This is a genomic window from Cyclobacterium xiamenense, assembly GCF_042140265.1.
Lineage (GTDB): Bacteria > Bacteroidota > Bacteroidia > Cytophagales > Cyclobacteriaceae > Cyclobacterium > Cyclobacterium xiamenense_A.
Window position 1 is genome coordinate 254,066 of record NZ_CP159481.1, and the last position, 19,791, is coordinate 273,856.

A 19,791-nucleotide genomic window follows, 5' to 3' on the forward strand; every position below is an offset into this window, starting at 1 on the left:
TTTTAACGATCGCAAATCTAAAATAAATTATTGAGGCCACCTACCATTTGAAAAAGGGAAACGTACTTTCATCCTATTGGGTACCTTCCTCTTCTTCTTTTCTGGGAATCTTCGGTTGCATCAGGCCTGAACTTCCCATGAGTCCGGAAAAAGTAGCTTTCCAGAGATAATTAAAGACAAATTTATGGGGAACACGTTCCCAATAAATGGGGGAAGCGACCAGGCGCCCGAAGATGGGACGGGGGTTGTTTTTCCGCATGGCGAGGGCATTGATAACAAAGGTGAGGATACCCTTTCGGCCCCCCGCTTCTCTCAAGGTCCGCTCTTCCAGCAACCGTACTTTCAAATCGTTGTATTTCAATGTCATCTCGCCGATGGCATGATCCTGGTCGGCGACAAATTCCCATTCCCCTTCGCGAATCCGCCCTCTTTCCACCGTAACGAAGGCGTTGGATTCCAAAATAGAATTGATGACCGGCAGTTCAAAAGCCCCCACACGGGCCTTCACAGTGATGGGGTACGGAGGAACGAAGCGCATGGATAACTGCACGTCCAACTCCGCTGTATCATTGATTTGGAACGTAGCCGCTACCCTGGCGGAATCTCGCTTCTGATCAATCTGGCCGAGCCGAAAAGGATACATGCGGGCATTCATCCGACCAAAGGTAAGTTCACCTGGGACCATCCCTTTTTCCGGAAACTCACGGTACCGAAGACGGCCATTGGTGACGATCAAGGTATCCAGATCGATCACCATGCCCATCGCTTCCATTACCTGCTGCGGCATGGGTTTCACGACCGTGGTGTCTTCGGTAACCCGTTTGTCCCGAAATAATTCAGCATAGGGGGAGGAAACAGTCATGGACCGGGCGATCAGTTTTTCTTCGGCAATGAATCTGGCGGCATCCAACCCGCTCACCACCAGTTGCGGAATGTATACGTCCGCGACATCCGTTTGCTTGCCTACCTGCCTGGCATAGGCATAGGTACCGGCTTTGGGAAAATACCGAACATGGTTCAGTACCAATTCGTTTTCAGAAATCAAGACCTGACCGATCCGCAACCTGTTCAGACTATCCGGCATTTCCAATTCGTAGTCTTTTAGCTCGAATTGGAAGTCCTTGTTGAAAAAGAAGGACGAGGTAATGTTTTGCTTTTGGGTAAAATCAAAATTCAGGTTACTAAGAATCAGACGCAGGTTTTGAAAGGCCGTAACCTTGCTGGTATCCGCCTTATCAATCAGGGATAGTTTTCCTCCGGTCAAGGAAAAATCCCGGACAATCAATTGCTCCAACACCTTTTGTGCGACTTCTTTTTCCTCCTCCTGCTGTAAGAGTGTGATGGCTTCTTCTCCGTCCAGGTAGATTCGCACATCGGGATCGGTCAATTGAAGCAGGGACACATCGAGCCTTCCGGTACGTTGAAAGCTCTGCAGGGAACGGGTATTGACCGAAACGCGTGGGACATTGGCCCGAATGATGGGTACCCCGCGTATGCCTTCCAGTTGGCTGGGCTGTACGCGCAGGTTCTCCACCAAAATCTCCTCCTCACCGGAATCAAAGCCGATCTTGGAAAAGTTGAGCGTGTGAATGCTATCCTTCAACGCCAGCGAAAAGTCGTCCACCTCCAGGCTTATGTTTGAGAAAAAACTGGCGATGTCTCCTTCTGAAAGCCGGGCAGAGTCGAGAAGAAAGTCTGCAATGGATAGGTTAATTCCGGTCCGAATCAAATCCAGGTCTTTTCCTTCCTGATAAAAGGCCACGTTAAAGGAAGCGTTGGAGGTAAGGATGGAATCGATCTGGATCGTCTCGATCGTTTTGGGCAGGTTGCGGCTGTTTCGCCGCCCCTCCTCCGGTTTGTTTGTTTCCTCTCCATAGCCCCTGTTGATGGATAACTTCACCCCCGCATCCATCAGCCTCAATTGGGAGAGCGACAGGGTATTATCGAACAAAAAAGCTTCCAGATCGACCCCCTGAAAGCTGAGTTCGGGTATCGTGGCCTCTATACTTACCCTGGAGTCCAGGTAGCGATTGGGATTTAGCTGTACATTGAAGGTATTGATCTCCTCTTTGGCAGAATTGAAGGTGATCCGTTCTGCCACGATGCTGTATTTGCCGTTGGCAATATTGAACAGATAATTCTTTAGATTGACATCTACTTCCTCGGCAAACAGGGTGCGATTATCGGCTGGATCCACCGTTTCATCCAGATAAAAATTCCGGATGTTTACGGCTATATCGTTTTCTGCAAAGGACCGAAAACGCTCGTTGGCAAAGTTGTCGTAAACGAACGACCCTTCGTTGATGCTCAAAGAGTCGATCTGCACCACCAAGAAATAATTGGTGATCAGGTTCAGGATATCGCCCCGTTCCAATTTTGCCTGCTCTTCGTTGTCTTTTGGAATGTATTTGGTCCATTGGATATTCGGGCTGGGAATATCGATGTGATTGATGAATAACTTTTCCTGAAAATAGGCCCGATTGATGTCCACGCCCGTGGCCAAAAACTCCGGAATTTCTATGTCCAACACGGTAGTTCTTCCGTAGCGTTCCAACAGCTGCAGCACCTCCTCGGGAGAGTGGGGTTGCAGCCGGAATCCATTGATCCGCAATCGCTCCTGCTGGGTATCGATGCGGATTCGATCCGCGGAGAACAAGTGCAGGTTATCGGAAAGCTTCAGTGCATAATCTTCGATCTCTAGTTGCAGGTTTTCAGCCAGAAAGATTCTGGAAGAGGAATCGCTGCGTTGCTGCTCGTCCAGCTGAAAATTTTCCAGCACAAAATCGATTTTACCAAAGGAAAGACTGTCCTGCCGCACCCTGAGGTGGTTGTCCAGCACCAGGCTGCCTTCCTGCATTTCCAACCGCTGTATGTAAATGGCTTTTAAAAAACCCTGGGTCAACTGTTGCAGGGAGGAGAGTTTGGGAACTTTCCCGGAATTCCCGGAACTTCCCAGGATATCCCGAATGACCACCTTTGGTGCCCGAATCAGGAGCTCGCCGATATCGACTATCTTCTCGTTGTAAACCTTTCTCAGGTTGGCATTGGCAAAGTCCAATTGGGGAACTTGGATTTCAAACAAGGAAAGGTCCCTTAGGCTGTCTTCGTTTACAATCGGGTTGATTTCCACTTCATTGATCGTTACACGATCCTCCGAGGAAGACAAATAGATATTCCTTCCTGTGACCCAATGGATCTCATCCGCAAGCGATATCCTGGCCCGATCGATCTCCAAAACCGCATCCCTGGAGTAGAAAAAACTATTCGCTTTCAGCTGCTCGTCCTGCCCGATGTACACCTCTTCCATGAAGAAATGGATGTCCTCGGCTTCTATACGGTTTTTATTGGGGTCGTCCACCCCTCGCTGAAGGAACTGTCCTCCATCGATGGTGAGTTCGTTGACGGAAATGGAGGTAAGCACGTCCCGGATCAATTCGTACAGATCGGTTGTTCTGCGTTCGTTTTCCAGGGCAGTCCGGTCCGTGTACAAAACAAAATTGGGACCTTCCAGATTCAACGAACCCACGTTGACTTCCGAAGTACGAAACATTTCCATGATGTCGGCTTCTTCCAACATCAATTGGTCCAGGGAGATTTCGTAATAGACATCTGCTGGCTTTTTGAGGTCCGGAGCCACTTGCAGTTTCTCGGCACTGATCCGCTTCTCCAGGGAGGAGATAGCGACTTTGTCTGCGGTGACGCGGTGTATGCTGTCGGACAAAACGATTTCAAAATCGTCAAAATCCAGCCGAAATCCCTGCAAACCAAATGGAAGGGCCACTTGCTTTTCTCCTCCAACACGAATGTTCTGCACATAGAGGTTGGTGTTTGATGCAGAAATGGATTTTTGGCTGATGAAGTTTTCGATCAGCAGATTGGCCTGATCTACGTAAAAATCACGAACGACAATTTCCTGGATTTCCCCACCCAGCGATTTTTGAATCTCGTTTTCGAGCAACTGCAGGGGACTCTCACTGTTTTCTTCTGTTTCTCCAGATGTTTGCCGGGATTGCACGCTGGGCGAGGTCAGGCGCAAGGTCCCCACGGATAGCTGTTTGGAGTCTGGGGAATAACCCAAACCCAATAACTCCAACTCCTCAATATTGATCCGGTAGTAGGGAATTTTTGCTGCATCAAAAATAGCCGGATCGGTAGGAATGAGCGAAAAACCCTCCACAAAGATACCCCGCTGAAAGACCGAAAGGTACAACTTATCGAAGTCCACCACATATTTCCCCTGCGACACCGTTGATACCTGCCGCTTGATGAATTCCCGAAACAGCCAGTCCCCACCAAAGTAAAGGGTGACCTGCAGCAGTACCCCTGAAAGCAACAGGGCAGCCACTATTTTTAGCAGGCGCCCTTTGCGGTCCTTCTTTGGACGGGTATGTACGTTTTCTTTCTGCATTTCCAGATCAAGAATACAAAATAAAGTGGATATTATTCAAAAATAAGAGACAAAAGAAACTTTAATGACAGGGTTTTTACAAAAAAAATCCGGCAACCCTCCCCAAAAAAGGCAAGTTGCCGGATTTCACAAAACCGCTGTAGGAGAAGGACTCGAACCTCCACGGAGCTGTTAGGCAACACATTGAGCTCGATGTGTGCTTTATCCAGTACACCGGATAAATCCGGATCCTCCACCCCCGAGACAGGAGGGCTTGTCTGCCAATTTCAACATCCTACAAATCAGGATCAAAACCAACCTAGAACGATTATCCCGCAACGAATAATCACCAAATATTGTTTTGATTCCTCAAATGTAATAAAACTCGCCTTTGGAAGAAATATTTTCATTAGAAAATGTAGATTTTTTCACATCACTCAAAATTATGGCCTAAAATGGTTTTTTTTTGTAAAAATTACCTCGATTTAAAACTTTCGATTAACAAATCAACAACCTTTACTCCTCGATCTGTATGTAATTTCTCCATTTTTCTATCACCGAAGCCATGTCTTCGGGAAGTTCACACTCGAAATACAGCGGTTCCTTGCTGATGGGATGGATAAAACCCAGTGACTGCGCATGCAAGGCCTGCCGGGGAAGAAGCTTAAAACAATTCCGCACAAAGGAGGTATAACGGGCATATTGGGTCCCTTTTCTGATTTTATCCCCTCCGTACGCGGCGTCGTTAAACAGGGGATGCCCAATGTATTTCATGTGTACCCGTATCTGGTGCGTTCTACCCGTCTCCAGGTTACAACTGATCAAACTCACGTACCGAAATCTCTGGAGCAATTTCCAGTGGGTTACGGCCGATTTTCCACCGGTACCCTCCGGATAGGCTTGCATGAGTTTTCGGTCTTTGATCCCCCGCCCAATGGGCACCTCCACGGTTCCCCCGGCTGTTGAAGGCTCCCCCCACACCAGTGCCAGGTAGGTGCGCTGAATGCTGTGATCAAAAAATTGGCCGGCCAGGTCGGTCATTGCCTGTTCGGATTTGGCCACCACCAGCAAGCCGGAAGTATCCTTATCGATCCGGTGAACCAAGCCGGGTCTGCCGCTGTTTCCCGGCAATTCGGGAAGCTGATTGAAATAATAAGCCAAACCATTGACGAGCGTCCCGGTCCAGTTTCCGTGCGCCGGATGCACCACCATGCCCGCCGGTTTGTTGACCACCAGCAAGTGATCGTCCTCGTAGCGGATATCCAATGGAATGGGCTCGGGCACCACCTCCGTGTCTTTGCGGCTCCGCTCCAGGACGAAGTAGATGACATCGCCAGCCTTTGTTTTGTAGTTGGCTTTTACCGGCTGCCCGTTTACCTTTACGATCCCGGCAGAAATACTCTGTTGTACCTTATTTCGGCTACTATTGGCCACCTTGTCGGTAATGAACTTATCGATACGCAAGGGCCGTTGCCCGGGGTCCACCCGCAATTCGTAGGGCTCAAAATAGGATTCCTCCTCGGGCAATTCGTCTTCATGGGATGCTGTCATGGTGCAAAATTAGGATATAATAAAAAACAAGTAGACTTTTAACGCAAAATCACAAAACTAGTTGACGTGGAACCTGCCAATTACCCCATCTACCAAACGCTCAATCACCCCCTTCTGGAGGAAACGGGCGTGCGGCTCACTGTCAAACGACTGGATCGGATGCACCCTGGTTTGCAAGGCAATAAGTATTACAAGTTACGCTACAATATTCAGGAAGCAATAAAGCAAAAGGCAAACACGGTAGTAACATTCGGGGGCGCCTATTCCAACCATATTCATGCGACCGCGTTTGCCTGCAAGCAATCCGGCTTGCGGTCCATTGGGGTCATTCGCGGAGAAACTCCCTTACCGCTAAATCCGACCCTATCCGACGCAGTCGCCAACGGCATGCAGCTACACTGCCTCTCGCGGTCGGAATACCGGGAAAAACAATCCCCCGAGCTATTGGGCGCTCTGGAACGGAGATTTGGGGCGTTCTTTTTGATACCGGAGGGCGGCACCAATGCATTGGCCATTCAAGGCACGCGGGAAATCCTGACGGAAGCAGACGCCGCCATGAACGTAATCGCCTTACCCGTGGGTACCGGAGGCACCTTTGCCGGCATCGCCGCTACTGCCCTGCCCGGACAACGGGTACTTGGCTTCTCGGCACTCAAAGGCGACTTTATTCGCAAGGAGGTAGCCCAACTTATGCAAGCACAGGGAATACGTCCGCACTGCGACTGGGAAATTTCTACGGACTTCCATTTTGGGGGCTACGCCCGATTCAATGCCGAGCTAATTGATTTTCTCCAAGACATGCGTCGGCAGGCGCAACTCCCTCTGGACCCGGTGTACACCGGGAAAATGATGTTTGGCCTTTGGGCGATGATCCGGGAGGGATGCTTCCCAAAAGGAAGCCGACTATTGGTCCTGCATACCGGAGGCTTACAGGGAGTACGGGGATTTAACCAACGCCATGGTTTACAGATTTGATTTTTTCAAACGGCTCCGGATACTTCCACCCGCTGCAAAATGTCTTCGTAATCCAGACGGTCCCAATTTTGGGTGATCAGTGGGTCGCGCATCACTTCGTCCATTACCTTGTCTTGTATTTTTCCGATGGCATAGGCCTCCGAATACCTCATGTCCGAAAAAGTGACCATGCTGTACAGGGGCACCCATTCCTTCGGGAAGAGTTCGTGCAGGCGGGCTTCGATCTTTTTTCGGATCAAAAATTTCGGGTCAGCTACGTTATCACTCATTTCTACAAAATTGTCCATTGCCAGCTGGCAGATGGCATCGGTATCGGCCTTTCTCCCCTTTTGAAATTTCTCAAATACCAGATCCCAGGAAAACGTTCCGTATTTTTCTACCAATCCATCCAAGATATAGCAATCTTCAAAACCGCAGTTCATCCCTTGTCCATAGAAGGGAACCATGGCATGGGCTGCGTCTCCAATGAGCAAGGCATTGTTTTCCGTCCAGGGATAACACTCGGTATTGATCAGGGCGGCCGTAGGATTGTTCCGGAAATCTTCCAGAAGATTTGGCATCAGTGCGTGGGCATCGTTAAAATGAGTTTTAAAGACCTGTTCCACGTCCTGATCGTCATGAATGTTTTCAAAACTCACTTTGTAACCCTCGAAGGGAAGGAAAAGGGTACAGGTAAATGATTTGTCCAGGTTTGGCAGTGCAATCAGCATAAACTTGCCCCTTGGCCAAATGTGTAGGGCATTTGGATCCATGGCAAAGTCCCCGTTGGGTGCAGGAGGTATGGATAGCTCTTTGTACCCGTGGGAAATGTATTGCTGCTTAAAATCGAAACGAATTTGGCTTTGAAACGCATTTCTCAGGGAGGAATAGGCACCGTCCGATCCAATCAATACCTCTGAGCGAATGGTTTTTGAACCCCCATCCGGCAAACCAAACCTGACTTCCCGATCGCTCACCTTCACCTGCTCTACCTTGTGTTCGAAATGAAGGGTAGCGCCCAGTGCCTCCGCCTCGTCTAACAAAAGTTTATTAAAAGCATTTCTACTAATGGAATAAATGGCTTGATTGTCCTTTCCATAGGGTTGGAAAAAGGTATTTCCATGCTCGTCGTGGATACGTCTTCCGTACATGGGCTGAATGTGCGGCACTACTTTTTCACGAATGCCGGCTTTCTCCAAGGCTTTCCAGCCTCGGAAACTTAAGGCCATATTGATTGAGCGCCCTTCACCGGAAGCTTCCAGCTTCCGCCAGTCTTTGCGCTTCTCGTAGATGGATACATCCAAGCCTCTTTTTCTCAAGTAGATGGCGAGCAGGGAGCCAATCAATCCCGCCCCCAAAAGGTCAATTTTTTCTTTCATGATGTTGTTGAATAGGTCTTTTTGTGGATGTATACCCGTCAGCCATCTAACGACGCCCTAAGAATTTCTCCAAACGCGTACACTTCCTGAAAACTGTTGTAAAGCGGCACGGGGGCCAGGCGAACCACATTGGGATTTCTCCAGTCGGCTACCAGTCCGTTTTTCGTCCATGTATCTACCAGCGATTTGCCTCCTTTGTGGACGAGAAGGGACAATTGACACCCTCGATCTGTTGGTTTTGAAGGAGTTATTATTTCTAACGCATCCCGGGCAGCGATTGTTTCCCGGAGTACAAACTCCAGATAGCCGGTCAAAAGTTCAGATTTTGCCCGTATTCTTTCCATACCGGCCGCTTCAAAAATGTCCAGGGAGGCCTGCAATACCGCCAGCCCAAGGACCGGGTCGTTGCTCAATAGCCAACCATCCGCCCCTTTCATGGGGATAAAGCCTTTTTCCATTGCAAAACGCTTTTCTTCCACATGTCCCCACCATCCGGCGAACCGCGGAATTTCAGGATCACTGCCATGCTTGCGGTGAACAAAAACCCCTGACACGTTTCCGGGGCCTGCATTCAGGTATTTGTAGCTACACCAGGTGGCAAAATCCACCTCCCAGTCGTGCAGGGAAAGGGGCACGTTGCCAATGGCATGTGCCAAATCAAAGCCCACCGGTATTCCGTGAAGCCGGGCTTCCCTGCTGATGGCTTCCATATCAAAGCACTGCCCCGTGTAATACTGCACTCCGGGGAGCATCACCAGGGCCAGTTCCTTTTTGTGTTGGCGAATCTTTTCAAGAATATCAGCGGTTCGGAGCAGGTGTTCCCCCGGGCGGGGGGCAATTTCCAATAAGGCTTCCTCCGGTCGGTAGCCATGGTATCGGACTTGAGATTCCAGGGCGTACTGGTCGGACGGAAAGGCACCCACCTCGGTCAGCACCTTGAACCTGTTTCCCTTCGGTCGGTAAAAGGAGACCAACAAGAGGTGCAGATTGACAGAGAGCCCGTTCATCGCCACCACTTCGTCGGTACCTGCTCCCAGCAAACGGGCCAGCTGCTGTTTGGAAGGTTTACGTGCATCCACCCAGGGCACGCTCCCTTCAAAATGGCCCTCCACGCCCATTTCTGCCCATTTTTCCAATTCAGCCTGCAGGTAAGATGCCGCTGTGCGGGGCTGCAACCCAAGGGAATTGCCACAAAAATAAATTGCCGGTTTCCCCTGTTTTTCAGGCAGGAAAAACTGTTCCCGAAAAGCCTTTAATGGATCGATTTCATCCATTTGCTGGGCAAATTCCCTGCTTAACTCGTAGGCAACGTTGGGCATAGGTTTGTCGGTAAAGGCAAGGTGGTGTAGTGGGAGACCTCCGTTATTTTTTCATCACGGTTCCGCAATTCGTACAAGTAGTATGCGTGGGGTTGCTCCAAAAGCGCTCCATGATGGGTGGCAATTGGTTCACGATATCCGTAATGGTTTCGTATTCCTCGTATAATTTGTGGCCGCAATTTTCACAAAACCACAAAAACCCATCCTTCTCCCCGGGATTGCGGTACCTTTCAATGACCAGACCCACGGTATTGGCTGGCCTGCGGGGGCTATGGGGCGTTCGCGGAGGTAATAAAAACACTTCCCCTTCTTTTATGGGTATGTCTTTCATCAGGCCCTCGTCCACCACCTTTAAGGTAATGTCTCCCTCCACCTGGTAGAAAAACTCCTCTCCTTCGTTGTAATGGTAATCCTTTCGGGCATTGGGACCGCCCACTACCATGACGATAAAGTCCTCGTTTTTCAGGTACATCTGTTGATTTCCCACCGGGGGCTTGAGCAGGTGGCGGTTATCTTCAATCCATTTGGTGAAATTAATCGGTTGGGAAATGGGCATGGCGTCTGTCGGTTATGTACACAATCTCTACGAAACACTGGTCGGTAACGCTCGCAGCAGAGCATCCGCGATCTACTCCTGTATTATCGGATTACCCGATCCGTGCTTCGCTGTCAAAATTATAAAAAAAATCCAATCTTACAGCCCTTCCACCAAGCCAATTCTTCTTTCACCGTTAAGGGAATGGTCAGGCCCCCGGGAAAAATGGATAAGGTCCCGTTTGGCGCTCGTAACAGAAAATTTGCGTACTTTTGTCCCCATTACTGGAATGCTTCGAGACCAAAACACCTTACATACATGTCTTCCCACCACGTTGTACGCGAACAGCAGGAACCTGCCTTGTTGCTTCTTAGTCCGGAAGACTGGAACATTCCCGAACTTCCCGAATTACTGGAATGGGTTCCTACCATCCTCGCCACCGAAGAAAACATTCTGGAGGTCCTCTCGATGGGCATCAAGGTGGATGTAGTCCTGGCCGAACCCGACTATGCGAAAAAAAACCCAGACCTGGCGGAAGAACAGTTTCCCCTGCGCTTCCTTCCGGCTAAAAAAACGCAGTATCTTTCCGTAGGACTAGACTATCTCATACAATCCGGGCATGCTGCGGTCAATGTACTGCCGTTTAACCCGGCGGCTTGCAGCGAACTGGATCCCTATTTGGCCGATCTGGACCTTGTTTTCTTCAGCAATGGCCATCGGTATTTTCCGGCCAAACTCGGTCGCCTCAGAAAATGGCTGCCTCAATGCTCGATTCAGGTACTTGGAGAAGAGGGACAGTTTGTCGAACACCGTTCGCCGGAGGGTAGCCGGATTTTTCCCATTCGGTACCTTACCAGCCTGGAGCTGACAGAGGGCATGCATGCCTTTTCAAGCAATCGGCTTTTCTGGCTGGGCACTTAGCGGGTACTTTCATGACATCTGTCCCCATACGATGCGGTCTTTACCCTGAAGATCCTGGTACACCCGAATCCCGGTCATCCCGGCTGCTGCCATCAGGCCGGACACCTCCTGTCCAAACTGCTCGTTGATTTCCACATACATCATGCCTCCCGGCCGGAGATGTTTTTGGGCATGACCAAACAGCGCACGGTAAAACCGTAGCGGGTCTTCATCTGGAACGAATAGCGCGCCGTGCGGCTCGTGGTCCAACACGTTTGGATGCATGAGCGCCTTTTCCTGATGCCGAACGTAAGGCGGGTTGCTGACCATCAGGTCAAGGCTGCCCAGGGGCAATTGAGGTGCAAGCATGTCCGCACGTATAAAATCCAGGGAAGCGTTCAGGAGGGATGCATTTTTCCGGGCCAGGGCCAACGCCACCGGGCTAATATCCAATGCGGTAACCCGTGCCGCCTTCCATTCCAGCGCCAGGCTGATGGCAATGCAGCCCGATCCGGTGCCCAGGTCCAGGACATCCATTTCTCCGGAGGAATTTTTTAAAATCAGGTGCACCAGCTCCTCCGTTTCCCGGCGGGGAATCAATACTTCGGGACCCACCAGAAACTCCCTTCCATAGAAAGGTGCCTTTCCAAGGATGTACTGGATTGGAACCCCCTGCTTTAGCCGGGTGAGTGCTGCTTCCATTGCCTGGGGAATGGCGTCTACCGATCTGTCGGAAAGCAGATCGGTACGATTGGTTCGCAGAAAGGCCTCCATCAACCAGCCGACCAGACTGTTGGCCTCCTCCCGGGGATAGTTGCCGGCTAGCTCCGCCATGCAGCGTTTGTGAATGGTTTTAAGTGTAATGGCCATAGTCGGCTTTTTTGTTTTCGCTTGGTTTTTTATTAATCAATGCATAAAAATACGCCGAGCCCAGAAAATAGCAGCCGACGTCCCATGCATCTCGAACGTAGGTAGCGGACCAGGCCGGTAGAAGCACCTCAAATAGCAGACTTACGTACACGAAGCCTACGAGCACCTGCCCGACAGAAAACACCAAACGCTCCTTTAGGGGATGAATACAACGGTACAGTTGCAGGGTCAATCCCAAAATTACCGGCATGGCCAGCAAATCATCCAGGTAACTGTGTACGAGGGGAAGGCGTACCTCTTGCACCCGTTCCAGGTATTGGTTGACCCAGAACAAGACAACCGGAAGTAAAAACCAGATATTAGAATAAACAGGCATTATCCAGGTAAAACGGCGATTAACCAGGCAATAAAGGTAATGATAGCGATGTAGAGGGTATAGAAAAAATTGCCGACCATTTTTAAACGTTTTACGAGGGTACTATCGCTGTCCTTGATGTAAAAAATCCATTGCTCTTCGTTGGCCTTTTCCTGAGCGGCTCTCTTTTCCTGGTATTCCAGGTCGGTACCTCCCAATGGTTTGCCACAGTGGGTACAGGTATCCGTATACTTCTGGTTCCAATCGGACCATTTGCCACAGTGCGGACATTTCTTTTCTCCCATAGGTCCAAAACTACCAAAATAACGCCAAATTCTAAAGGTCTTGCCGGACCCTAACCGGTGTGCTTTCCATTTTCCCTGTTTAATTTATGTATATTTGCCGGCACATACCAACAATGATTTATGAAGCTTTTCCCCAATACGGTAAATGGAGTAGTCCGGGCACTCGAAGAGATTTTTGGCAAAAACCTCCATGCCGATAAGGTGATCGAACGTGTATTAAAATCCAACCCAAAGTGGGGCGCCAGAGATCGGGCATTTATTGCCGAAAGCGTGTACGAAATCGTCCGTTGGAAGCGGTTGATTGGCTACCTTAGTCCGGGAAAGGATTACTACCAGTGGTTTGGTACGTATTGGGTGCAACAGGGCAGGGCATTGCCAGACTGGAAGGAATTCAAGGGAATTGATGCCAAAGCGATTGCCCGTAAAAGAGAAAAAATCAGCAATCGTGCCTTGCTGCAGTCCATTCCCGATTGGCTGGAGGAAATGGGCCAGCAGCAACTGGGAGACCAATGGGAGGATGAACTGACCTGCCTGAACCAGGTGGCCGAAGTCGTGCTGCGGGTAAACACACTAAAAACGAGTCGCTCTAAACTGCGGGAGCAACTGGAAGCGCTGGATATTGGCAGCCGTCCTGCCAAGGGCTACCCGGATGCCCTGGTCCTCCAGCAGCGAAAAAATGTGTTCCGTACCCCCCTTTTTAAAGAAGGGCTGTTTGAACTACAGGACGCTTCTTCTCAGCTGGTAGCGCAGGCCCTGGAAGCCAAACCGGGGATGCGTGTGATTGATGCCTGTGCCGGAGCAGGAGGAAAATCGCTGCACCTCGCTGCACTCATGGAGAACAAGGGGCGCATTTTATCCCTGGACACCGAAGCATGGAAGCTTAAGAACACCAAACTTCGGGCCCGCCGTGCCGGCGTTTCCATCATTGAAACCCGAGCCATCGAAGGTAGCAAAACCATCAAGCGCCTCCAGGAAAGCGCCGACCGCCTGTTGCTGGACGTACCTTGTTCGGGATTGGGGGTTCTGCGACGAAACCCAGACACCAAGTGGAAGCTAAGCCCTGAATCTATTGCCAGCGTTCAGGAAGTTCAGCGCAACATCCTGGCCCAGTATCCCTCCATGCTGAAACCCGGAGGACTCCTGGTATACGCCACCTGTAGCATACTCCCGGCCGAAAACACCGAACAGGTAGCCGCATTTTTACAAAGCCCAGCAGGAGCGGACTTCGAGCTTTTGGAGGAAAACCGGGTTTTGGCGCACGAAAGTGGTTTTGATGGTTTCTACATCGCCAAACTGCGAAAGCGGGAATGATGCGTTGCGTTTGCTATTTTCTGGTACTCGCGGTTGCGTGGGGCGGCTGCGAATCGAAGGAAGCGCCCGCTGTTGCCATCGAACGAATCCTGGTCATCGGCAACAGCATCACCTATCATCCGCCGGAACCTTCCATTGGCTGGCACGCCGACTGGGGAATGGCTGCCAGCTCACCGGAAAGGGATTATTTTTCCAGGTTGGCGGATACACTTGAGGCACAGCTGCCCGATCTGGAAATGATTCGCGAAAATGTATTCCCCTTTGAAAAATTCTTCGGTACCATGGACCATTCCCGGTACCGGAAGTTGCGGGAGTTTGACGCAGACCTGTTGGTCATTCGGCTGGGTGAAAACGTTTCCCTGGCCGCATTACAGGAATGGAATTTTTCCGAGGCCTTGCAAGGGTTTTCTGCCTATCTCGTCGCTTCGGAAACGCGGGTGGTAATTACCACGACTTTTTGGCCCAATCCCGAGGTAAATCGACAGCTGCTGCATGCTGCTTCCCAACAGGGTTGGGAGGTAGTTGAGCTTTCCGACCTGGGAACAGACGGACAGTACATGGCCCTGGACGAGTTTCCAAACGAAAGCGTGGCGCGACACCCGAATGATCGGGGCATGGAGGCCATTTCCAAGCGGCTGGCCCGGCAAATCCTGCGTTTTTAAGCCAGGGAGCATTTCTCCAAAGAAAATTCCAGGAACGGGCCCGAATCGGGAGCAAACGTATATATTTTTTCTTTCAAGTATTGATTTGCATGAAAAAAACAGCGTATCTTTGACGGGCAAATAGGGTTACTAACCATTTGCCATGAATCCACATACTGATAAATTCCTTTTTGAAGCACTCACCTATGACGATGTGCTTCTTGTACCCGGATATTCCGAGGTGCTCCCACGCGACACCAATACCTCCACACAGCTTACCAGAAATATCCGATTGGAGATTCCCCTGGTTTCCGCAGCCATGGACACCGTTACCGAGGCGGAGCTGGCCATTGCCATAGCGCTTGAAGGTGGACTGGGGTTTATTCATAAAAACATGTCCATTGACATGCAGGCCGCTCAGGTACGTAAGGTCAAACGCTCACAAAGCGGGATGATTCTGGACCCCATCACCCTGAACATTGATGCACGGGTTCGGGATGCTGAAGCGATCATGAGTGAATACAACATTGGAGGCATACCGGTAGTGGATGAGGATCGCTACCTAAAGGGGATCATTACCAACCGGGACTTACGCTTTATAAAAGACTTGAATCGACCGGTTCGGGAAATCATGACCAAAGACCATCTTTTCACTGCGAAAGCGGGCATCAGCCTGGAACAGGCAGAAGAGATCCTTCAGGAATACAAAATCGAAAAATTACCCATCGTAGACGAAGACTACAAGTTAACCGGCTTGATCACCTACAAGGACATTCTCAAACGGAAGGACAAGCCATTTGCCTGTAAGGACGAATTCGGTAGGTTGCGCGTGGGCGCAGCGGTGGGTGTGACACCGGATATCGAGGACCGGGTGGAAGCCTTAAAAGCTGCCGGTGTAGACGTGGTGTCGATCGATACGGCACACGGCCATTCCAAAGGCGTGATCGAAACCTGCAAACGGATCAAAGCAACCTTCCCGGATTTGGAGGTGATCGTCGGAAACATTGCGACGGCAGAGGCTGCCATCGCCCTGGCAGATGCCGGTGCTGACGCCGTCAAGGTAGGCGTAGGTCCCGGCAGTATTTGCACCACCCGTGTCATTGCGGGCGTAGGCATGCCGCAATTGTCCGCGGTCATGGAATGTGCCAAGGTGTTGAAAGAACGGGGAGTACCGGTCATCGCCGATGGGGGTATCCGTTATTCCGGAGACGTGGTGAAAGCCCTGGCGGCTGGAGGAAGCTCCGTAATGATCGGCTCTATTCTGGCAGGGACCGAGGAAGCCCCGGGGGAAATCATCATCTTTGAGGGAAGAAAATTCAAATCCTACCGGGGAATGGGTTCCCTGGATGCCATGGAATCCGGTTCCAAGGACCGGTATTTTCAAGATGCAGAGGACAATATCAAAAAGCTCGTTCCGGAAGGAATCGTCGGACGGGTTGCTTTCAAGGGACTGGTTTCCGAAGTGCTGTATCAACTGGTAGGAGGACTTCGGGCCGGTATGGGCTACTGCGGCACGGCCACCATCGAGGACCTGATGACTAAGGGCAAGTTTGTAAAAATCACTGCGGCCGGTGTCCGGGAATCCCATCCGCACGATGTGAGCATCACGAGAGAGGCTCCTAACTACAGCGCAAAAATGTAAGCCAAAAGCCCGATTCGGAATGCATTAGTTAAAAGCGGCTGCCTCAGTGAAGAGACAGCCGCTTTTTTTGAGACGGACCATCAGGTTTGTTGAGGGGAGGCCGCGACGGATGTAATGGTAAGCCAAGGACGGCAGCGATGGGTTTTGTCAACCGGTATCGGTCCGCCCAGCCAGAGTACGTATTTCCGCAAAAAAAACCCGGCAGCCCCAAAGTCCTGTCCGGAATGAACGTTTCCATCCCATCCTTTCCTGCATCCGGTTTAGGAATACGCCAAATCAATAAAACCCGGCCAGGCCGGGTTTTATTCAATGGAATTACGACTGAAACATTGCCTGTTTCCTAATCCATTCCCAGAAATTCCACGTCGAATACCAAAACAGAGTTTGCCGGTACCCGCGGCACATTTTCGCTGTCTTCGTAGCCGTAGGGAGAAGGGATGATGATCGTTCCTTTGGCTCCGCTTCGCAAACGTTTGAAACCCAGACTAAATCCTTGAATCGCTCCCCCCTGAGAGGGAGGTAGGTCGACGAAAAACGAAAAGATCCTGTAATTTCGTTCTTCATCGTAGATACCGTTTTCTTGCGCTACATCTTCCAGGTTGGTATCGAACACGCTGCCGTCCAGCAAGGAGCCGGTATAGTTTGCATACACCACGTTGCCTGATTCCGGCCGGGAACCGATCCCTTCTTCCGTGACGATCACGACCACCCCCGAAGGATCATGGATGCGATACAAACTGTCGTAGGGAGCAGTTTCCAGGTAGTCTGCGATAATTTCCCGATCAATTGCCAGATTTCCCTCGCGGTCGTACACCGGGCCTCCAAAACGATTCAACTGATCTTCACAGGAAAAACTCCATATAATAACAAAAAATAGAGCAAGTAACTTTGGTACGTTTCTCATGGAAGGATACTTTCTGAAAATTAGGGTTGATAGGGTCGTACTTCGACCAGGTCAAGCTCAAACACCAATACCGAGTTGGCGGGAATCGGACCGTTGGCCTGACTTCCATAAGCATAGGCGGACGGGATCAGGGCAATGGCCTTTTCTCCTTCCTTCATTTGCGAAAGGGACCAGTGCCAGCCATTGATAACATTGGATATCCCTAGTATTACCTGAAAAGGCGCGTAGGTACGGTTCGGATTAAATACGTCATTATCCTGAGCGACCTGTTCTATGGACGTATCAAATACGGTCCCATCCAGGAGCATTCCCGTATAATTCACAAAGAGCGAATCCCTCACCTGCGGCAGTTCTTCGGACTCCACCTCTTCGGTGAATAAAAGTACAATACCCGTTTCTTCAATGGTCTCTCTACGGGAATATTCCGTATCTACCGTTTGTATGTATTCTTCGATCTTCTGAAGATCCTGCTCAAATTGCACGTCCAGGTTTTCCTCATCGGAAATGCAGGAACTGAAAGCAACCAGCAAGACCAGAATGAATGGGCTCTTCCTCATGGTAGTTTTTTTGTTTGAATAGCGCCGCTGTTTTCAGCGGATGCATTATTGTTTTTCAACGTCGGTAACTTCTACGTCAAAAACCAGAATGGAGTTGGGTACAATGACCGCGCCCCGCTGGCTAGGACCATATGCGAGGGGGGAAGGGATCAATAGTTTGGCCTTCGCACCCTTCCTCAATAGCTGCAAGCCTTCGTCCCATCCCGGAATCACCATTCCTTGTCCGACATTGAAGGTGAAGGGTTCATAGGGGCGATTTTCATCGTAGGTATTGGCTTCTTTAGCTCTGCTCTCCACACTCGTGTCGAATACCGTTCCGTCCAGAACATAGCCGGTGTAGTTCACGGAGATTTTGTCTCCCTGCTCAACTTGCGCACCGGTACCTTCTTCTTCTATGACGTAAAAGAGACCCGATTCCGTCCTGCTAGCATCCAGATTATTTTCTTCGATGTAAGATTCGATGGTTTTTACATCCTCTTCCAGCTTTACTCCCGCCTCCGCGGCTTGTTTTTCTTGTTGGGCTGCCACCAGGTCGTTGAAGTAATCTTCAAAAACAGCCTCTTCCAGGACGTTGATCACACCGATTTGGATGGTGACCATTTCGTCGTTCTCTAGAAAGGGCGGAACGCCGTCCGCGGTAAAGATTTGTTCCGCAGTGGCAGAAACGACAATGCTATCGCCGTTATTCAGGTTCAGGAAAATTTCGTCAATTCCGGTCCTTGCCTCGGCGGAGTCCAGGTGTTGCAAATAAGGGGGTACCGGCTGATCGTAACTCGAGATAAACAGGGAGTCACTTCCGGTTTTGGCGGTAAAATGGTAGACAACAAATTCCCCATCTTTGGTCACCTTGTCTCCTTGCTTCACGTAGGTATATTCAATACCGTCGGAAGTCGTTTCGGTTTTTTTACACGAATACATCAGCGTACTCGCGGCCAGCATAAGGGCACCTAAAACTAAATTATTGATTTTTCTCATCGACTAATGCTAATTGATTGAATAAAATATGTTTGTTTTCGCTTACTAATTTTTCAAAACGCTTCATGGTTTCCTCAAGGGGGAGTTTGGATATACCTCCGGAGGCATTTTTATGCCCCCCTCCCTCAAAAAAAGTTGCTGCAAACTTATTTACCGCCACCTCTTCTGAAGATCGAAAAGAAATTTTCACGCCGTCCTTTCGCTCGGTAAACAGCGCAGCAATCTTGATCCCATCCAACGACAGGGCATAATTGACCAGGCCTTCGGTATCGCCGGTTTGGGACTGGTATTTCCTGAGGTCCTTTTTGCTGATTCCAAAATACGCAGTATTCAACTGCGGCAGGATGGTCAGTCTTCTGGTGAGCGCAAACCCCAGAAACTTTAATCGATTGACCGAATAGGTGTCGTAAATCAGCCGGGAAATTTTCGAATTATCGGCCCCCAGATCAATCAGTTCGGCCGTCACCAGGTGCACGTTTTTTGTGGTATTGGGATGCCTGAAGCCACCTGTATCGGTCATGATACCGGAGTAAAGGCATTCGGCAATGTCTTTATCAATCAATTCCTTGTCGCCTACTTTCACAATGAGATCATACAGCAATTCGCAGGTAGCGGCGGCTTTCGTGCTGCTGAAACTGAAGTCTGCAAAGTCCTCCGGATCCTGATGATGGTCGATATTGACCATGTATGCATCGGCCTCCCGTACGGGCTTTTCCATGCCTTGCAGCCGGCCAAGGTTTGAAAAATCCAGACAAAAGATAATATCGGCCTCTTGAATGAGGTTCCGGGCTCGTTCCACCTGTTGCGCGTCTTCAAAGTTTACCACATTTTCGTTTCCTTTCATCCAGTGAAGAAAAGAAGGGTAATCTGAAGGAGTGACCACCGTCACCTGGTGGTTTTTCTTCTGCAAATACAACGCCAGAGCCAGGGAGGAACCCAGGGCATCGGCGTCAGGTTTATGATGGGTGGTGATGATAATTCTTTTGGACGAAGCGGATGAAATCTGTTCTTTAAATAGATCTAATTTCTGCATGTGTAATAATTGACTGCCGTATTTTTTAAAAAACACGGACGACAAAGTTCTGCATAATTTTCTGAAATTCCCAATGGCATTTTCCCTGAGCTCAGGCCGTTTCTGCGGAAATGGAACCTTTCCTTCGGTCTTTCCAGGAAAAGAAGTAATTTTACGGCCAAATCAACCAATAG

General features: G+C 50.0%; 17 protein-coding genes. 5 read left to right on the top strand and 12 right to left on the bottom strand.

The genetic code is table 11. From position 1 onward, the window contains the following. Nucleotides 1-73: 73 nt before the first annotated feature. Complete coding sequence (locus ABWH99_RS01060) at nucleotides 74-4,408, bottom strand: hypothetical protein (RefSeq protein WP_375584462.1); 4,335 nt, start codon at nucleotides 4,406-4,408, stop codon at nucleotides 74-76. 495 nt (nucleotides 4,409-4,903) lie between these two features. Then, nucleotides 4,904-5,938, bottom strand: coding sequence for an RluA family pseudouridine synthase (locus tag ABWH99_RS01065; protein WP_375584463.1), 1,035 nt, complete (start codon nucleotides 5,936-5,938; stop codon nucleotides 4,904-4,906). Nucleotides 5,939-6,004: 66 nt separating this feature from the next. Between ABWH99_RS01065 and ABWH99_RS01070 the strand changes: the two genes are divergently transcribed. Further along, complete coding sequence (locus tag ABWH99_RS01070) at nucleotides 6,005-6,913, top strand: 1-aminocyclopropane-1-carboxylate deaminase/D-cysteine desulfhydrase (protein ID WP_375584464.1); 909 nt, start codon at nucleotides 6,005-6,007, stop codon at nucleotides 6,911-6,913. Between the two features lie 5 nt (nucleotides 6,914-6,918). Here ABWH99_RS01070 and ABWH99_RS01075 read toward each other — a convergent pair whose 3' ends face one another. The 3 genes from ABWH99_RS01075 to ABWH99_RS01085 are packed head-to-tail and all read right to left on the bottom strand — an operon-like array spanning nucleotide 6,919 to nucleotide 10,146. Beyond that, nucleotides 6,919-8,271 carry an FAD-dependent oxidoreductase gene (locus ABWH99_RS01075; protein WP_375584465.1) on the bottom strand — a complete coding sequence of 451 codons (1,353 nt, stop codon included), beginning with the start codon at nucleotides 8,269-8,271 and terminating at the stop codon, nucleotides 6,919-6,921. Between the two features lie 38 nt (nucleotides 8,272-8,309). Next, a complete protein-coding gene (kynU, locus tag ABWH99_RS01080) occupies nucleotides 8,310-9,590 on the bottom strand; it encodes a kynureninase (protein ID WP_375584466.1) in 1,281 nt (426 codons plus the stop codon). 43 nt (nucleotides 9,591-9,633) lie between these two features. Beyond that, complete coding sequence (locus ABWH99_RS01085) at nucleotides 9,634-10,146, bottom strand: 3-hydroxyanthranilate 3,4-dioxygenase (RefSeq protein WP_375584467.1); 513 nt, start codon at nucleotides 10,144-10,146, stop codon at nucleotides 9,634-9,636. A gap of 297 nt (nucleotides 10,147-10,443) precedes the next feature. Between ABWH99_RS01085 and ABWH99_RS01090 the strand changes: the two genes are divergently transcribed. Continuing rightward, a complete protein-coding gene (locus ABWH99_RS01090; RefSeq protein WP_375584468.1) occupies nucleotides 10,444-11,046 on the top strand; it encodes a thiamine pyrophosphokinase in 603 nt (200 codons plus the stop codon). Nucleotides 11,047-11,055: 9 nt separating this feature from the next. Here ABWH99_RS01090 and prmC read toward each other — a convergent pair whose 3' ends face one another. From prmC to ABWH99_RS01105, 3 genes are read right to left on the bottom strand one after another with little or no spacing between them, the layout of a single operon-like run. Beyond that, complete coding sequence (gene prmC, locus ABWH99_RS01095; protein WP_375584469.1) at nucleotides 11,056-11,895, bottom strand: peptide chain release factor N(5)-glutamine methyltransferase; 840 nt, start codon at nucleotides 11,893-11,895, stop codon at nucleotides 11,056-11,058. Then, nucleotides 11,879-12,271: a magnesium citrate secondary transporter gene (locus tag ABWH99_RS01100; RefSeq protein WP_375584470.1), complete on the bottom strand. Its 393-nt coding sequence runs from the start codon at nucleotides 12,269-12,271 to the stop codon at nucleotides 11,879-11,881. Before ABWH99_RS01100 ends, prmC begins: the two co-directional genes overlap by 17 nt. Further along, nucleotides 12,271-12,555 carry a hypothetical protein gene (locus ABWH99_RS01105; protein ID WP_375584471.1) on the bottom strand — a complete coding sequence of 95 codons (285 nt, stop codon included), beginning with the start codon at nucleotides 12,553-12,555 and terminating at the stop codon, nucleotides 12,271-12,273. The genes ABWH99_RS01100 and ABWH99_RS01105 overlap by 1 nt, the downstream gene beginning before the upstream one ends. 120 nt (nucleotides 12,556-12,675) lie before the next feature. Between ABWH99_RS01105 and ABWH99_RS01110 the strand changes: the two genes are divergently transcribed. The 3 genes from ABWH99_RS01110 to guaB all read left to right on the top strand — a co-directional run bounded on the left by ABWH99_RS01110 (nucleotide 12,676) and on the right by guaB (nucleotide 16,149). Next, on the top strand, nucleotides 12,676-13,866 hold the full coding sequence (locus ABWH99_RS01110; protein WP_375584472.1) for an RsmB/NOP family class I SAM-dependent RNA methyltransferase: 1,191 nt from the start codon (nucleotides 12,676-12,678) through the stop codon (nucleotides 13,864-13,866). Then, nucleotides 13,863-14,528, top strand: a complete 666-nt coding sequence (locus ABWH99_RS01115) for an SGNH/GDSL hydrolase family protein (protein WP_375584473.1) — start codon at nucleotides 13,863-13,865, stop codon at nucleotides 14,526-14,528. Before ABWH99_RS01110 ends, ABWH99_RS01115 begins: the two co-directional genes overlap by 4 nt. Nucleotides 14,529-14,670: 142 nt before the next feature. Beyond that, the gene (gene guaB / locus ABWH99_RS01120) at nucleotides 14,671-16,149 is read left to right on the top strand and encodes an IMP dehydrogenase (protein ID WP_375584474.1); all 1,479 of its coding nucleotides are present in this window, start codon (nucleotides 14,671-14,673) and stop codon (nucleotides 16,147-16,149) included. Nucleotides 16,150-16,489: 340 nt separating this feature from the next. On the opposite strand, the gene ABWH99_RS01125 is transcribed toward guaB, so the two are convergent. From ABWH99_RS01125 to ABWH99_RS01140, 4 genes are read right to left on the bottom strand one after another with little or no spacing between them, the layout of a single operon-like run. Then, the gene (locus ABWH99_RS01125; RefSeq protein ID WP_375584475.1) at nucleotides 16,490-17,053 is read right to left on the bottom strand and encodes an FKBP-type peptidyl-prolyl cis-trans isomerase; all 564 of its coding nucleotides are present in this window, start codon (nucleotides 17,051-17,053) and stop codon (nucleotides 16,490-16,492) included. Nucleotides 17,054-17,073: 20 nt separating this feature from the next. Next, nucleotides 17,074-17,610, bottom strand: a complete 537-nt coding sequence (locus tag ABWH99_RS01130) for an FKBP-type peptidyl-prolyl cis-trans isomerase (protein ID WP_375584476.1) — start codon at nucleotides 17,608-17,610, stop codon at nucleotides 17,074-17,076. A gap of 45 nt (nucleotides 17,611-17,655) precedes the next feature. Further along, nucleotides 17,656-18,585, bottom strand: coding sequence for an FKBP-type peptidyl-prolyl cis-trans isomerase (locus ABWH99_RS01135; protein WP_375584477.1), 930 nt, complete (start codon nucleotides 18,583-18,585; stop codon nucleotides 17,656-17,658). Further along, nucleotides 18,569-19,618 carry a bifunctional oligoribonuclease/PAP phosphatase NrnA gene (locus ABWH99_RS01140; RefSeq protein WP_375584478.1) on the bottom strand — a complete coding sequence of 350 codons (1,050 nt, stop codon included), beginning with the start codon at nucleotides 19,616-19,618 and terminating at the stop codon, nucleotides 18,569-18,571. The genes ABWH99_RS01135 and ABWH99_RS01140 overlap by 17 nt, the downstream gene beginning before the upstream one ends. Nucleotides 19,619-19,791 lie beyond the last annotated feature (173 nt).

What these genes read in the sequence shown, in the direction of transcription:
- ABWH99_RS01060 (WP_375584462.1), bottom strand. Translation starts at nt 4,408, where the DNA reads ATGCAGAAAGAAAACGTACATACCCGTCCAAAGAAGGACCGCAAAGGG.
- ABWH99_RS01065 (WP_375584463.1), bottom strand. Translation starts at nt 5,938, where the DNA reads ATGACAGCATCCCATGAAGACGAATTGCCCGAGGAGGAATCCTATTTT.
- ABWH99_RS01075 (WP_375584465.1), bottom strand. Translation starts at nt 8,271, where the DNA reads ATGAAAGAAAAAATTGACCTTTTGGGGGCGGGATTGATTGGCTCCCTG.
- kynU (WP_375584466.1), bottom strand. Translation starts at nt 9,590, where the DNA reads ATGCCCAACGTTGCCTACGAGTTAAGCAGGGAATTTGCCCAGCAAATG.
- ABWH99_RS01085 (WP_375584467.1), bottom strand. Translation starts at nt 10,146, where the DNA reads ATGCCCATTTCCCAACCGATTAATTTCACCAAATGGATTGAAGATAAC.
- ABWH99_RS01090 (WP_375584468.1), top strand. Translation starts at nt 10,444, where the DNA reads ATGTCTTCCCACCACGTTGTACGCGAACAGCAGGAACCTGCCTTGTTG.
- prmC (WP_375584469.1), bottom strand. Translation starts at nt 11,895, where the DNA reads ATGGCCATTACACTTAAAACCATTCACAAACGCTGCATGGCGGAGCTA.
- ABWH99_RS01100 (WP_375584470.1), bottom strand. Translation starts at nt 12,271, where the DNA reads ATGCCTGTTTATTCTAATATCTGGTTTTTACTTCCGGTTGTCTTGTTC.
- ABWH99_RS01105 (WP_375584471.1), bottom strand. Translation starts at nt 12,555, where the DNA reads ATGGGAGAAAAGAAATGTCCGCACTGTGGCAAATGGTCCGATTGGAAC.
- ABWH99_RS01110 (WP_375584472.1), top strand. Translation starts at nt 12,676, where the DNA reads ATGAAGCTTTTCCCCAATACGGTAAATGGAGTAGTCCGGGCACTCGAA.
- ABWH99_RS01115 (WP_375584473.1), top strand. Translation starts at nt 13,863, where the DNA reads ATGATGCGTTGCGTTTGCTATTTTCTGGTACTCGCGGTTGCGTGGGGC.
- guaB (WP_375584474.1), top strand. Translation starts at nt 14,671, where the DNA reads ATGAATCCACATACTGATAAATTCCTTTTTGAAGCACTCACCTATGAC.
- ABWH99_RS01125 (WP_375584475.1), bottom strand. Translation starts at nt 17,053, where the DNA reads ATGAGAAACGTACCAAAGTTACTTGCTCTATTTTTTGTTATTATATGG.
- ABWH99_RS01130 (WP_375584476.1), bottom strand. Translation starts at nt 17,610, where the DNA reads ATGAGGAAGAGCCCATTCATTCTGGTCTTGCTGGTTGCTTTCAGTTCC.
- ABWH99_RS01135 (WP_375584477.1), bottom strand. Translation starts at nt 18,585, where the DNA reads ATGAGAAAAATCAATAATTTAGTTTTAGGTGCCCTTATGCTGGCCGCG.
- ABWH99_RS01140 (WP_375584478.1), bottom strand. Translation starts at nt 19,618, where the DNA reads ATGCAGAAATTAGATCTATTTAAAGAACAGATTTCATCCGCTTCGTCC.